Genomic DNA, 13,418 nt, shown 5'->3' with positions numbered 1-13,418 from the left:
TCCCCTTCATGTTGCGCGCATCATGGACGAACTTTTCCGACTCACCCCCGAGGAACGGCGCCGGCGGCGGATCATACGGCTTGCGGCGGCGGGTTTTGTGGTCGCCGTCGTGTTCGCCGGCGTGGCGGTTTCGTTTTTCATGCGCGCATGGGGCAAGGAGCCCGAGCCCGTGCTGCCCGCCGCCTATCTCGTTTCCCCCGGCGGCGCGACCACGGTTCGTGTTAATGGGAAAAACATTCTGTTCGAAACAACCCTCGCCGTTCCCTCCGGCTCGGCCATTGAGGTGCCCGCGCGCGCAAACATCATCGTCGTGCACCCTGGTGACGCCTCCTCAAAAAAAATCAAGGGTCCCGAAACCCTCCGCCCCGAACCCGCGCGGGAGCCCAAGAAGGACGCGGTCGATTTTCTGGTTTCGCCAAAAGAAATCCTCATCACGGCGCGTTACGGCGGTCCGCGCGAAAGCACGGGGCGCGTGCTGGTGACCTCGCCTTTTGGTGTGACGCGTTTTACCAACCCGATCATCACGTGGGAGCCGCGCCCCGGCGTGCGTTATGACGTGGCGGTTGTTGATCCCGCCGATCCCGTCGCTCCACCCCGTGTCGCGATCAACGTGCTCCCGCCCTTGCGCATCGACCAACTCGAAACCACGCAGGATCGCGTGCTGCGCGCGGATCGCATCTACAACGTCATCGTCAGGGAAGCCGGCAGCGAGACACAGGTCGGCGCGATGCGTTTCCTCGTCTCGCCCGGTGCGACCGACGCCTCGCTTCCGCTTGCGCCCGCCGATCTTGTCATGGAGGCGATTGACGCGCTTTGGAGCAAACCGGCGCGCATGGGCGACGGCTGGCTCGCGTTATCGCGCCTGCCGGCCGACTGGGCCGAGTCGGAACTCGTGCTGCGCCTGCGCATGCGCGCCGCCGCCGAACTCGGCCTCTTCGACGAAATAGAAAAAATCCAGTATCAACTCTGGATGCTGGGGCCGATGCGATAGGCCGGCTTGATTGACCGGGCCGGGCGCGGTTTTGGAAATCGCAGGATCGTTTTGGGCGGGGCGGTTGTCGGATTGTTGAGATCGCTCTAACCGTCGAAACCGCAGCCCGGGTCACTTGAACAGCAGCCTGTCGAGGCCGAAGTGAGTTTTGCCGCCGGGATGCTTGGACGGCGCGACGAGTTCGACCTCGAGGGTGTTCTTGCCCTTGACGAGTTCGACGCCGGCTTGCGCGGTGGTGGTGTAGAGCTCGGGCGTGTTGAGGTTGAGATTTTTGAAAACGATTTTTCCGTTCAACCGGACATCAAATGTGCCGTAGTCGTTCGCGGTGGTCAGGAATGCGGTCATGTCGAAGCGGCCGGAGACGTCGGAATAAAAGGCAAAGGTGGCGCGGGCTTCGGGCTTGAGATCACGCCACCAGAGTTGCGCGCCGCCGCTCCACGGCATGGGTCGCTTGATTGATTGCGCGGCGGCTTTTCCGGAGGTGGTTTTTTCAACGAGCAAATCCTCGCCCTCAATGAAGAGCGCGCCGGCCTTGTCCCCTTGGAGATCGCTTGGGATGATGTCGGAGCGGTCGAGCGCGACGGGTTCGCGGGCGTCGGCGGTGTTGTCGGGCGCGAGGCTGCGTCCGCCGGGGAGCATATACCAGAAGGCGGCGGGCGCGTAGTTCACCCGCGTGGGCGACCAGTGCCACAGTTCCATGTCGAAGCGGAGCGATTTGTCGAAGGGGATGGCGTCGAGGCCGCGATACCGGGTGTTGACGGAAAGTTTTGGCGCGAAATTGCCTTCGCCCAAGGGCTGCGCGATGAACGGATGCCCGGTGAAGCCCTCGGGGCGGCACCATGCGTAGCCGTAATAATCCTCGGTGCCGGTGCCGATGTGCGAGGGGAACTTTTCGCCGTCAACATAGACCTTTTCGTCGCCCTCGCCCCACCAACGGTAGGTGGTGTTGAAGATGGCGAGATTGTCGCCGACATAAACGCCCTTGCCGCGGAGTTCGGCGTAGTTGAGGTCGACGGCTTTGTCATGAGGGCCGGCGAGGACCTTGGTGTATTGGCGCCAGCCCGCGCCGAAGTGCATGGAGCGCGCGTCCCATTTCCAATCTTTGATTATGACGACGGAAGTGCCCATGTGGACGGTTTGCGCGCCGAGATTGCGCAGCGTGATGGTGCAGGTTTTTTCATACGGCATGATCCATGCGGCGCGCATGAATCCGGATTTCTCCGTCGCGGTGTAATAGGTGTTTGTGCGAAGTTGTTTGTAACCGATGCCGAAGAAATCGCCGATTGGCACGCGGACGGTTTGCTCGCCGTCGAACGCGATTTCGAGGATGGTGGAGCGGAGTGCCTGCTCCTGATTTTCCGCGCCTAGGTGCAGTGCGATGCAGTCGATGGCGGCAGGGCCGCCGCGCAGGGTGACGTCACGGCTCGCGCCGGGCTCGAGGCTGGTGGCGAGGTTGGTGATATATCCGTCGATGTTGATGGTGAGGCCCGCGGCGCCGGATGCGAGTTGCGCCTGCGCGTTGGCGATGGCACCGGCGTGGCGTTGCACGACGGATTTTGAGAAGGACTCGACGGGCGTGCCGGCGGGATACGAGCGGTAATTTATGTTGTAATAGACGCGCTCGGTGCCGCCCTTTTTCGCGCCGGGATCGTCCTCGCTGAGCCGTTCGCTTTCGTAGGTGATTTTGCAATGCCTCGCGTAGGGAATCGGGAAGTAGAGGTTGTGCCCGCGCCGTTCGTAGGGCGTTTCCTCGGAGACGGACGCGGCGAGCGGCGGGCCTGCGATGATGCTGCCGCTGAGGATGTCGAACGCCGCGCCCTCGACGGCAGGCGCGTCGTCGCCGTCGATGTAAATGCGCATGGTGCCGCGCCCGCAATCCTTGCCGGCGAACGTCATCCAGAAGCGGACGATTGCGCCGGGGCCGCCGGCGTCGAACATGACGAACTCGCGGCGTCCGTTGTTGCGCTCGACGCGGAGGAACATGGAGCGGTCGGAGTTGGCGAACCAGCCGGGTTTGTCCGGCGCGACTGAGGCGCGATCGTAGCTGCTGAATTGCGCGCAGGTGAAGGCGGGCTCGGGGAAGCGCGCGCGTTCGTCGCGGTCGGTCATTTCATCGAGCAGCGACTTGATGGTGATGGTGCCGGCGTTTGCCGCGCCCGCAAAAATGGCGAAAAGGAGGGGGGCGAGCAGAAGTATTTTGGGTTTCATGATGGGAAAAAAGAAACGCGCGCGAACCATTCGCGCCTGTTTCGCAGCACTGGTAAACTGCCCTCATCGGCGTCCGTGCACAAGGTGGATTTCCGAAAAGAGGCGGGGGAATTTTTGAAACAAATAACAGCCGGGCTTGAGGAAGGAACCATGTGCCTCGCCGCAAGGGCGTCGTTTGATCCAGAGCGGTTTCGGCTTAAACTGTCGTGGGGAAATGTCTTTTGGCGGGGCGAACCAAAAAACTAATCCCGTTTCGGCGCCCAGCGGCGTTCCTGGCGCTTGAGGATGAGCGGCCCGGCATGGATTTGCGCGCCAAGGACCGCGGGGTGGTTGCGGATTTGGTTGAAGCACTCGGTCGTGAAAGTCCATGCCAGTGAATCGGCGGCCTCGGCGATGGGCGCGACGCGGTCCTCGAAAAGAAACGCGAAGGAGGTTTCGGTTTTTCCGGGAGTTTGGTCGAGGGTTTTGCGCAACGCTTTTAGGAATTCGGGCAATTCGGGATGATCGGGTTTTAGCAGCCAGGTGATGCGCCGGATATTTTGCGCAATGAACGGCACCAGCGGATAACACTCGTTGATCTGGATGCGCTTTTCGCCTTCCTTGTTGACTTGCACCATGCCTTGCACGGCCACGAGGGCGTTTTCCGCGAGCGCCGCGCCGTATTCCTCGTAGGTGCTCGCAAACATGTTGAGCGTGATCGCGCCGTTTTTGTTGGAGAGGCCAAACGAGGCCCAGGGGCGGTTGTCTTTTTTCGAGAGGCGTTTGGCGATGTTGCCGCAAATGCCGCAGAGGCGAAACTCGGTGCGGTCGGGCAGCGTGATGAGGTCGCCGATCGCGTAGGTGTCGAGCGCCTCGACGAGTCCGGCGTATTCGTTGAGCGGGTGTCCGCTGACGTAGAAGCCGAGCAGTTCCTTTTCAAACTGGAGGCGGTTTTCCTTGGTGAGGATGCGTTCGGCGGCGCCGGTGGACGCTGTTTTCTTTTTGCCCTTGGCGACCGCGCCGAGGGCGAGCGTGTCGTTGTCGTCGTCGATTGCGGCGGCGGGCGCGGCGGGGGTGACTTTGCGCGAGTGTTTCAGGATTTGGGCGAATTCTTTTTCGAGTTCGCCCATGGGCGGAAGGGGCGGGGCGCTGTCGATCGCGCCGAGGTCGAAGAGCATCGTGCCGGCGGGGGCTTCCTCCTTGGGTTTGCCGGCGTCTTTTTTGAGCGCGGGGTATTTGCGCTGAAGCTCGGAGAGCGCGCCGAGGGCGAGGTCGATGCGGGGAAAAAGGGTTTCGCGTTCCACGCCGCTGAAATCGAACGCGCCGGTGGCGACGAGGTTTTCGAGCACGCGCTTGTTGATGGCGCGCGGGTCGGAGCGGAGGATGTAGTTTTCGAAACTGGTGTAGGGGCCGTGGGCGTCGCGTTCGTCGCGCGATTTGACGGCGGCTTGCTCGCCGACGCCCTTGATGCCGGCGAGGCCGAAGCGGATTTTGCCCGAGGGCATGGGCGAGTCGCCCATGCCACCCGATCCCACGGGCGAGTCGCCCGTGCCACCCGACCTGGCGGGGCGTGCGATGACGGGGGTGAAGTTGGGGCCGGACTCGTTGATGTCGGGGCCGAGGACGGTGATGCCCATCGCCTCGGCCTCGGCGATGAAGTGCGAGACTTTTTCGGCGTTGCCGAGTTCGGCGGTGAGCACGGCGGCCATGAATTGCACGGGGTAGTTGGCCTTCATATACGCGGTTTGATACGCGATCATGGCGTAGGCGGCGGAGTGCGATTTGTTGAAGCCGTATTGCGCGAACTTGTGGAGCAAGTCGAAGATTTCGTTGGCTTTCTTCGCGTCGAGGTTGAGGGTCTTTTTCGCGCCTTCAACGAAGATGCCGCGCTGGCGGTTCATCTCGGCCTCGTCCTTTTTTCCCATTGCGCGACGGAGCATGTCGGCGCCGCCGAGGGTGAAGCCGGCGATGACGCGCGCGCATTCCATGACCTGCTCCTGATAGACGATGACGCCGAAGGTTTCCTTGAGGACGGGCTCGAGGAGCGGGTGCGGATAGACGATTGACGCGGGATTTTTTTTGCCGGCGGCGTAGGTGGGGATGAATTGCATCGGGCCGGGGCGGTAGAGCGCGGAGATGGCGTTGATGTCGTCGATCGACGAGATGCCGACCTGGCGCGCGGCGTTTTGCATGCCCTCGGATTCGAGCTGGAAGACGCCGACGGTTTTGCCCGCGTTGAGGAGTTTATAGGTGACGGGATCGTCGAGCGGGATTTTTTCGATGTCGAAATCGGGTGCGGCGGTGCGGCGGATGTTTTCAACGGCGTCGGAAATGATGGTGAGGGTTTTGAGGCCGAGAAAATCCATTTTCAGGAGGCCGAGTTTGCCCACGGCGCTCATGTCGTATTGCACGGTGACGTCGCCTTCCTGGAGCGTGAGCGGCACGAACTCGTCGAGCGGCTTGTCGGTGATGATGATGCCGGCGGCGTGCTTGCCGGTGTTGCGCACCATGCCTTCGACGACGAGGGCGGTGTCGATGATGCGCTTGGTGCCGGGGTTGCGGTCGATTTCGAGGCGGAGTTCGGCGGATTTTTTGATCGAGTCGGTGAGCGAGATGTTGAGCTCGTCGGGAATCATCTTCGCGATGCGGTCGGAGTCGGCGAAGGGGAGACTGTTGACGCGGGCGATGTCGCGGATGGCCATTTTCGCGCCCATGGTGCCGTAGGTGATGATGTTGGCGACGCAGTCGCGCCCGTATTTTTCGCGGACGTAGTCGATGACCTCGCCGCGGCGTCGCATGCAAAAGTCGATGTCGAAGTCGGGCGCGGAAACGCGCTCGGGATTGAGGAAGCGTTCGAATAGCAGGCCGAAGCGGATGGGGTCGATGTTGGTGATTGAAAGGAGGTAGGCGACAAGGCTGCCGGCGCCGGAGCCGCGGCCCGGGCCGACGGGGATGTCGTGCTCCTTGGCCCAGCGGATGAAATCCCAGACGACGAGAAAATAATCGACGTAGGTGGTGAGGTTGATGATGGCGAGCTCGTAGGCGGTGCGCACGACGAGTATCTCCTCGGGCGCGAGGCCGTTGTTGTCGGGCGGCTGGGGTTTTTCGTCGGGGGCGAGCTTGTCGATTGTGATGCCTCGCTCCTCGACGGCCTTTTGCCCGGCGACGAGGGCGGTGGCGAGTTTTTCGAGCCGTTCGGCGACGGCGGGGCGCGCGGCGACTTCGTCGTGGTCAACGCCGTAGCGTTGCTTGAGGCCGTCAACGCAGAGCTTGTGGAGGTATTCAGAAGGTGAATACACGCTTTTGATTTCGACGGGCAGTGGGTATTTGGGGTAGCGCTCGGAGCCTTTCGGGAACGGGATTTCGAGGTCGCACATCTCGGCGATGGCGCGGGTGTTGGTGATCGACTCGGGAACCTCGGCGAAGAGGCGCGCCATTTCGTCGTGCGACTTGAGGTAAAATTCCTTCGTGTCGAAACGCATGCGGTTGGGCTCGTCGAGCTTGGCGCCGGTCTGGATGCAGAGCATGGCGTCGTGCGGGTCGGCGTCGGTGTCGCGGATGTAGTGGACGTCGTTGGAGGCGATGACGCGCAGGCCGAATTCCTCGCCGAGCTTGAGCAGTCCGGGGATGATTTTGATTTGCTCGGGGATGCCGTGGTCCTGGATTTCGATGACGAAGTTTTCCCTGCCGAAAATTTCGACAAAACGGGCGCATGCGGCGCGAGCCTCCCGCTCGCGGTCGTGCATGAGGTGTTGCGGGATGATCGCGGCGAGGCAGCCGGAGAATGCGATGAGGCCCTCGGAGTATTTTGCGAGCGTTTCCCAGTCGGCGCGCGGTTTGTAATAAAAGCCGTGCAGGTGCGCGTCGGAGACGAGCTTGAGGAGGTTTTGGTATCCGGTGAGATTTTTGGCGAGAAGCCCGAGGTGGTAGTAGGATTTGCCGTCCTCGGCGCGGCCCTGTTTTTCGAGGCGCGAGCCCTCGACGAGGTAGATTTCGCAACCGATGATGGGCTTGAGGTTTTGCTTTTTTGCGGCGTTGTAAAAGTCGATCGCGCCGAAGAGATTTCCGTGGTCGGTGAGGGCGAGCGCGGTCATGCCGAGCGACGCGGCGTGTTTGCAAAGTTTGTCAACCTGGCAGCACCCGTCGAGCAGCGAGCGGTCGGAGTGGACGTGGAGGTGGACAAAGTCCTTCGCGGGCGCGGAGGGCGTGACGTTGGTGACGATGGGAGCGGACACGGGAAAAATGGAAAAACCGAAAGTTGAAATCGAAGATGGAAAAAACAAATGGCAACGCCTGCGGCGGGAATTATCAACGGGCAAAATGAATGAAATAATTTGGACGTGAATAACAAAACTCTGGAGGACGAAAAACCGGGCAAATTTCGTTTGACGCGGGGGCGGATATCCTGCGTAGTTCACATCTTTTTCCGACCAATCCGTTAAGAAACACACATGTCCATCGAAATCAAAATCCGCAAAAACGAGCCCGTTGATCGTGCGCTCCGCCGCATGAAGAAGAAGCTCGAGCGCGAAAACATCATCCGTGGTGTTCGCGCAAAGCGTTACTACGAAAAACCTTGTGACAAGCGCCGCCGCAAGGAGAAGGTCATGGCCTTCACCGCCATGCTCCGCCGCCGTTACGCGGACTGAGTGTAGACACGCTGTTTTCACTTTCGAACCGCCTGATGACTTCGATGTCGCAGGCGGTTTTTGTGTTTGCGGGGAAGGGGAGGGGCAGGCTTGTTATGCCCATGGCCGTGTTTTTTTGCATTTCCATGGGTGGGGCGAAGCCTCCAGCTGAGCCGAAAGCGCCAAATCGCCTGAAAGATGAACGGCTCAGCCGGAGGCTTCGCCCTACCGTTATCCTGTGAATTTCAAACAAATGACGCTGTCACATTGACCTCAAATGCGCCCCGCCGAATCCAGTTTTCCGCCGCTCGCGCTTTCCACGTGCTGGTGTTCGCACCGGCACACGGATGGTTACGCGATGTTGCGCGAGATTGCGGATATGGGGTTTTCCCATGCGGAGTTGAGCCACGGGGTTCAGGTCACGCTGGTGCCGGGAATTTTGCGCGCGCTTGAGAAAGGCGTGATCAAGATCAGCTCGACGCACAATTTTTGCCCGCTTCCGACGGGGTTCAGCCGTCCCGCGCCTAACGCCTACGAGCCGTCGGTCGGCGATCCTACGCATCACGATCAATGGGTGCGGCAGACGCGGCGTTCGCTGGATTTCGCGGCGCAGGTTGGCGCGCGGGTGCTGGTGACACATTTGGGCAGCGTGCGTTTTTGGTGGAGGAATCCTGTGAAAAAACTGCTCGCCCGCGCCGATGAATATTACAGCGCGAGTGACGCGCCGGCGCGTTTTGCGGGCGAGGCGGACTTTGCGGCGTTGCGCGAAAAAGTTCTCCGAAAAGTTCGCGAGCGCATGCCCCCCTACTGGAATCAGGTGCGCGCGAGCATCGGGGAAATCCGCGAATACGCGGTCGAGCGCGGCGTGACGCTTGGGTTTGAAAACCGCGAGCGTCCCGACGAGCTGCCGCTTGACGATCAGTTCGGGGAATTGCTCGACGGCCTTGCGCGGCCCAACACCGCCGCCTACTGGCACGACACGGGGCATGCGCGGTTGAAGGAGCAGCTGGGCATCCTTTCGCACCGCGAGCACTTGGAGAAAAACGCCGGGCGGCTTGCCGGATTCCATTTGCACGACACGACCGCCGACGGCCGCGATCACCAGCCCATCGGCGCGGGGGAAATCGATTTTGAAATGGTCAGCCGTTTTTGGAAACCGCATCACAAGCTGGTGCTTGAGCTCAGCCCGCGCGTGTCCGTGGAAAACGTGATTAAATCGAAAAATAAAATCGAGGCGCTCATGCGCGGCTGACACGGACGGCGATTTCTGCCACACAATTTGCGACCACCAACCATCAAACCCACCCATGAAACAAAGTCTGCCATACGCATATCTCCTTTTCGCCATCATCGCGCCGCTTGCGGTCATATTTGCCGGGCGCGAGCTCTGCGGCAGCTGCGCGGCGGATCAGGCGGCATGGCTCGCGGCCGTGCAAACCGCATCCGGGAAAACAGGCGTCGCGGCAAAATTGGAGGCGGTTGAAAAACGTATCAGCGCAAAACTGGCCGCGGTCGATGAGGCCACGGAAAAATTGCTCAAGGAGGAGATCGCCGCGCTCGACGAAATCGTCGCCACCCACAAGGCCGAGCAGAGCGACGACGTGGCGCGGGTGCTTGTCACGAAAGGATCGCTTTACCAGCGCTTCCTCGACAATCCCGACAAGGCGATTGAAATTTACCGTCGGATAAAAACCGAGTTTCCCTCAACCACGCAGGCGGGCAGGGTCGGGGAATACATTGCCAAGGCCGAGGCGCGCAAAGTGCGCATGGCGATCCGCGACTCGCTCAAGCCCGGCGTGCAGTTCCCCGCGTTTGCGTTGACGGACATCGACGGCAAGCCGCTTTCACTGGAGCAGTATCGCGGCAAGATCGTGCTCGTGGACTTTTGGGCCACATGGTGCCCACCGTGCCGCGAAGAAATGCCCGGCGTGATTGCCGCGCATCAAAAATACCGCGCCGACGGCTTTGAGGTGATCGGCATCAGTCTCGACAAGGACATCGCGACATTGCGCGCTTTCATCGCGAAAAACAACATGCCCTGGCGGCAGGCTTGCGATGGGAAATCGTGGGACGGCGGGCTGGTTGAGAAATATGGCGTGCTTTCGATTCCGACGACATTTCTGCTCGATCGCGAAGGCCGCATCATCGCGAAAAATCTTCACGGCGACGAACTCGACAAGCAAGTCCGCAAGGCGCTCGGCAAGTAATCGCCCCCGCGGGTTTGCGCGACGCGCGCGTCCGCGTGGGACCCTGGAATTTTGCATGCGTTTTACGGAAGGCCGGTTGAACAAACCCGCCGCCAATGACTCTAACACAGCTTATACAATTCATGAAAACGAAGCACTGGATGATTTTGATTGCAGCGACAATTGCGGCGGGCGTGTGCGCGCCGGCCATTAACGCCCAGACTGGAACGGGCGACGTGCGGACGGCCGTGGGCAAGGTGGTGACCTCGCTTCGCCAAAAGCTGCAAAACTTTTCCGGACAGCCAACGGAGGCCGCGTTTGCGGGCGAACTCGCCGAGTTCGATAAAATCATCGCCGCCAATCCGAAGGCGCCCGCGGATGAGCTCGCCGAAGTGCTCGTCATGAAGTCCGGTTTTTACGCCGAGGTGCTCACCGATTTCGACAAGGCCGAGGCGCTTGTGAAACGCATCAAGACGGATTATCCAACCTCCCAGGCCGCCGCGCATGTCGACGACATGCTCAAGCAACTCAAGCAGCTTCGCGAGATACAGGCGACAAGGGCCGCGCTGCAACCCGGCAAGGTGTTTCCCGATTTTTCCGTGACCGACATCGCTGGAAAACCGCTCACTGTTTCGCAATTCAAGGGCAAGGTGGTGCTCATCGATTTTTGGGCGACATGGTGCCCGCCGTGTGTCGCGGAAATTCCGAACGTCCTCGCCGCGTATCAAAAATATCACGACAAGGGATTTGAGATAATTGGCATCAGCCTCGATCGCGACAAGGCTGCGCTCCTGAAATACATTGAGCAGCAAAAAATGCCGTGGCCGCAATACTTTGAAGGCGACAATCCTCAAAACACGCTTTCCGAAAAATACGGGGTCGAAACGATTCCCACCACATACCTGCTGGACGCGGAGGGCAAGATCGTCGCCACCGACCTGCGCGGTAACGACCTCGAACAGCAACTCGAAAAATTGCTGGCGAAATAATTCGAAATCAAACGGCGGCGATGCGACCGCCTGATCGCATTTCCGGTCATTGCGACGCGCGAAAAATGGTGCCCGGGACAGGACTTGAACCTGCACGCCATTCGGCAAGGGCTTCTAAGACCCTCGTGTCTGCCATTCCACCACCCGGGCATGAGCGGTTTGCTGCCAGCAAGAAGCGCAAATTAAGACGAATGTCCGGCGCGGCTTGCAAGCGCTGTTTGCGCCATTCCGTGACACCATTATCCGAATAAGACCATTTTTCAGGCGCGGCGTTAATGGGGTGGGGTGGTTGGTGGATTGTTGCCACCGCTTGAAACGTCGAAACCGGCGCGTTTCCTCCTCGTAATTCTTGTCGCGCCCGGCGAGCACGCCCCGGCTGTTAAAAAAACAAACCTTGGCACGGCACCCGTGTTTAAAAAAACAAGCGTCGCCAAACCGGGACCGAAGTATTTTGTTTGCGGACGTTTCTCTCATGTCCGCATCACACAACACGCACGAACACACCGCTATGTTTTCCCGGCTCGGCGAGCGCGCCGCTCCGCCGACAATCGCCCGCCTCATGACGATGGCGCTGGAAACGCCGGGGCTGTTGTCGCTTGCGGCGGGGTTCACGGACAATGCCACGCTGCCGGTGGATTTTGTCGGCGAGGCATGGAGGGCGTTGTGCGCGGACGCGGTGGCGAGCAACAATGAGTTTCTCCAATACGGCACAAACCAGGGGCGCGCGATTTTGCGCCGGTTGATTGCGGAACGGATTTCGCGCGCGGACCGTCTCGGGAGTGACGGGAGCCTGTCCGAGCGGGAGGTGTTCATTACAAACGGCTCGCAACAGGCGCTGTATCTGGCGATGCAGGTGCTGTGCGATCCGGGCGATGTCGTGCTGGTGGATCGTCCGAGCTATTTTGTTTTTTTGGAAATGCTGCGCGGCCTGGGCATTGAGGCTCGCTCGCTGCCCATCGACGCGGGAAACCGCATCGACACCGTTGCGCTTGGCAAGCTGCTCGATGACTTGCGCGAGGAGGGGCGCCGTGTGCGCGCGGTTTATTTTGTGAGCTATTTCTGCAACCCGTCGGCGCGCTGTCTCGACGAGTCGGAAAAGAACGGCATCGCCGAAACTCTCGCGGCGCGAGGCATGTTCATTCCGGTGATCGAGGACGCCGCGTATCGCGAATTGTATTTTGAAAATGAATACAGCGCGCGCAGTGTGCTCGCCCTTCCGGCTTGGAAGCCGTTCCCGAAACTTTACACCGCCACGCTCACAAAACCCTTCGCGACGGGTTTGAAGGTCGGTTACGGCGCATGCACCGACGAGGCGTGGCGCGGCAGGATGCTCCATGTGAAAGGCCACCATGATTTTGGCTCCGCGAATTTCGGACAGGCAATCATGGAGCATGCCCTGGCGGGCAAGAATTACGAACGCCAGCTCGCGCGCCTGAGGCCGGCATACCAGGCGAAAATGCTCGCGTTGCACGGCGCGCTTGCCGGTGCCGGTTTGCGCGAGCGCGGCTGGAAATGGGTTGAGCCGGCCGGCGGGTTATACATATGGCTCGAGGCGCCGCGCGGACTCGACACGGGCATGGACTCGGCCTTTTGCCGCGCATGCATTGAGGCGGGCGTGCTTTATGTGCCGGGAGATTTGTGCTTCGGTGATTCGCCGGAAAAGAATTTCATCCGCTTGAGCTTTGGCGTGCTTGGCACCGCGGACTTGGCGGAAGCCGCGCGCCGCTTCGCCTCGGTGGCGAAACAGTTTTGACCCTAAAAAACGCCCCGCGTTTTGGGCGGAGCGTTTGTGGTGTTGGATGAATTTTTCGCGCGGCCGGATTAGGCGCCGAGCTGGTAGCGGGTGAAGCGGCGGATGCTCATGTTCTCGCCGATGGTCGCGATTTTCTCGGTGAGGATTTCCTTGATGGTTTTGTCCGGGTTCTTCACGAAGGGCTGGTCGAGGAGGCAGATGGTCGAGTAGTATTTCTCGAGCTTGCCTTCGACAATTTTCTGGATGGCCGCGGGGGGCTTGCCTTGCACTTGGGCAACGGCGATTTCGCGCTCGGCGGCGATGGCGGCCTCGGGCACTTCGTCACGGGTGACGTAGAGCGGGCTGGACGCTGCGACTTGGAGGCAGAGGTCGTTGCAGAAGGCCTTGAAGTCTTCGTTGCGGGCGACGAAATCGGTCTCGCAGTTCACTTCGATGAGGACGCCGACTTTGTTGTTGCTGTGAATGTAGCTCCAGATGAGGCCTTCCTTGGTGGCGCGGCCGGCCTTTTTGTCGGCGGTGGCGGCTCCTTTTTTGCGGAGGAGGGTGACGGCTTCCTCAATGTTGCCGCCGGTTTCGGCGAGGGCTTTCTGGCAGTCGAGGAGACCGGCGCCGGTCTTTTCGCGGAGTTCCTTAACGGTTTGTGCGGAAACGGGTGTGCTCATTTTTAATTTTATATGTAAGTTT

The 13,418-nt window shown here is 60.5% G+C and carries 9 protein-coding genes and 1 tRNA gene; 6 read left to right on the top strand and 4 right to left on the bottom strand.

Annotated elements, in window-relative coordinates; genetic code table 11:
* The first annotated feature begins 22 nt into the window (after positions 1-22).
* Complete coding sequence (locus M2447_RS03885; RefSeq protein ID WP_277557474.1) at positions 23-991, top strand: hypothetical protein; 969 nt, start codon at positions 23-25, stop codon at positions 989-991.
* Between the two features lie 111 nt (positions 992-1,102).
* Here the strand turns inward: M2447_RS03885 and M2447_RS03880 are convergent, their stop codons facing one another.
* A complete protein-coding gene (locus tag M2447_RS03880; protein WP_277557473.1) occupies positions 1,103-3,199 on the bottom strand; it encodes a glycoside hydrolase family 172 protein in 2,097 nt (698 codons plus the stop codon).
* A gap of 242 nt (positions 3,200-3,441) precedes the next feature.
* Positions 3,442-7,413 (bottom strand): DNA polymerase III subunit alpha, encoded by a 3,972-nt coding sequence (gene dnaE / locus M2447_RS03875; RefSeq protein WP_277557472.1) that lies wholly within the window; start codon positions 7,411-7,413, stop codon positions 3,442-3,444.
* Between the two features lie 216 nt (positions 7,414-7,629).
* Between dnaE and rpsU the strand changes: the two genes are divergently transcribed.
* The 4 genes from rpsU to M2447_RS03855 all read left to right on the top strand — a co-directional run bounded on the left by rpsU (position 7,630) and on the right by M2447_RS03855 (position 10,981).
* On the top strand, positions 7,630-7,827 hold the full coding sequence (gene rpsU / locus M2447_RS03870) for a 30S ribosomal protein S21 (RefSeq protein WP_108823894.1): 198 nt from the start codon (positions 7,630-7,632) through the stop codon (positions 7,825-7,827).
* Positions 7,828-8,083: 256 nt separating this feature from the next.
* A complete protein-coding gene (locus M2447_RS03865) occupies positions 8,084-9,058 on the top strand; it encodes a TIM barrel protein (protein WP_277557471.1) in 975 nt (324 codons plus the stop codon).
* 55 nt (positions 9,059-9,113) lie between these two features.
* Positions 9,114-10,013, top strand: a complete 900-nt coding sequence (locus tag M2447_RS03860; protein WP_277557470.1) for a TlpA disulfide reductase family protein — start codon at positions 9,114-9,116, stop codon at positions 10,011-10,013.
* A 122-nt stretch (positions 10,014-10,135) separates the two neighbouring features.
* A complete protein-coding gene (locus M2447_RS03855; RefSeq protein ID WP_277557469.1) occupies positions 10,136-10,981 on the top strand; it encodes a TlpA disulfide reductase family protein in 846 nt (281 codons plus the stop codon).
* Positions 10,982-11,047: 66 nt separating this feature from the next.
* Here M2447_RS03855 and M2447_RS03850 read toward each other — a convergent pair.
* A tRNA-Leu gene (locus M2447_RS03850) sits at positions 11,048-11,131 on the bottom strand.
* A 322-nt stretch (positions 11,132-11,453) separates the two neighbouring features.
* Between M2447_RS03850 and M2447_RS03845 the strand changes: the two genes are divergently transcribed.
* Positions 11,454-12,734 carry a PLP-dependent aminotransferase family protein gene (locus M2447_RS03845; RefSeq protein WP_277557468.1) on the top strand — a complete coding sequence of 427 codons (1,281 nt, stop codon included), beginning with the start codon at positions 11,454-11,456 and terminating at the stop codon, positions 12,732-12,734.
* Positions 12,735-12,802: 68 nt separating this feature from the next.
* Here the strand turns inward: M2447_RS03845 and tsf are convergent, their stop codons facing one another.
* Positions 12,803-13,396 (bottom strand): translation elongation factor Ts, encoded by a 594-nt coding sequence (gene tsf / locus M2447_RS03840; protein ID WP_277509848.1) that lies wholly within the window; start codon positions 13,394-13,396, stop codon positions 12,803-12,805.
* Positions 13,397-13,418: the final 22 nt, after the last annotated feature.

The sequence above is a fragment of the Ereboglobus sp. PH5-10 genome, assembly GCF_029504735.1.
Taxonomy (GTDB): Bacteria; Verrucomicrobiota; Verrucomicrobiia; order Opitutales; family Opitutaceae; genus Ereboglobus.
This window is presented reverse-complemented; position numbering and strand designations above follow the sequence as displayed.

Bases quoted from the DNA above. Each gene is read 5' to 3' on its own strand.
- rpsU (WP_108823894.1), top strand. From the start codon at position 7,630: ATGTCCATCGAAATCAAAATCCGCAAAAACGAGCCCGTTGATCGTGCG.
- tsf (WP_277509848.1), bottom strand. From the start codon at position 13,396: ATGAGCACACCCGTTTCCGCACAAACCGTTAAGGAACTCCGCGAAAAG.
- M2447_RS03880 (WP_277557473.1), bottom strand. From the start codon at position 3,199: ATGAAACCCAAAATACTTCTGCTCGCCCCCCTCCTTTTCGCCATTTTT.
- M2447_RS03855 (WP_277557469.1), top strand. From the start codon at position 10,136: ATGAAAACGAAGCACTGGATGATTTTGATTGCAGCGACAATTGCGGCG.
- M2447_RS03885 (WP_277557474.1), top strand. From the start codon at position 23: ATGGACGAACTTTTCCGACTCACCCCCGAGGAACGGCGCCGGCGGCGG.
- M2447_RS03860 (WP_277557470.1), top strand. From the start codon at position 9,114: ATGAAACAAAGTCTGCCATACGCATATCTCCTTTTCGCCATCATCGCG.
- M2447_RS03845 (WP_277557468.1), top strand. From the start codon at position 11,454: ATGTCCGCATCACACAACACGCACGAACACACCGCTATGTTTTCCCGG.
- M2447_RS03865 (WP_277557471.1), top strand. From the start codon at position 8,084: ATGCGCCCCGCCGAATCCAGTTTTCCGCCGCTCGCGCTTTCCACGTGC.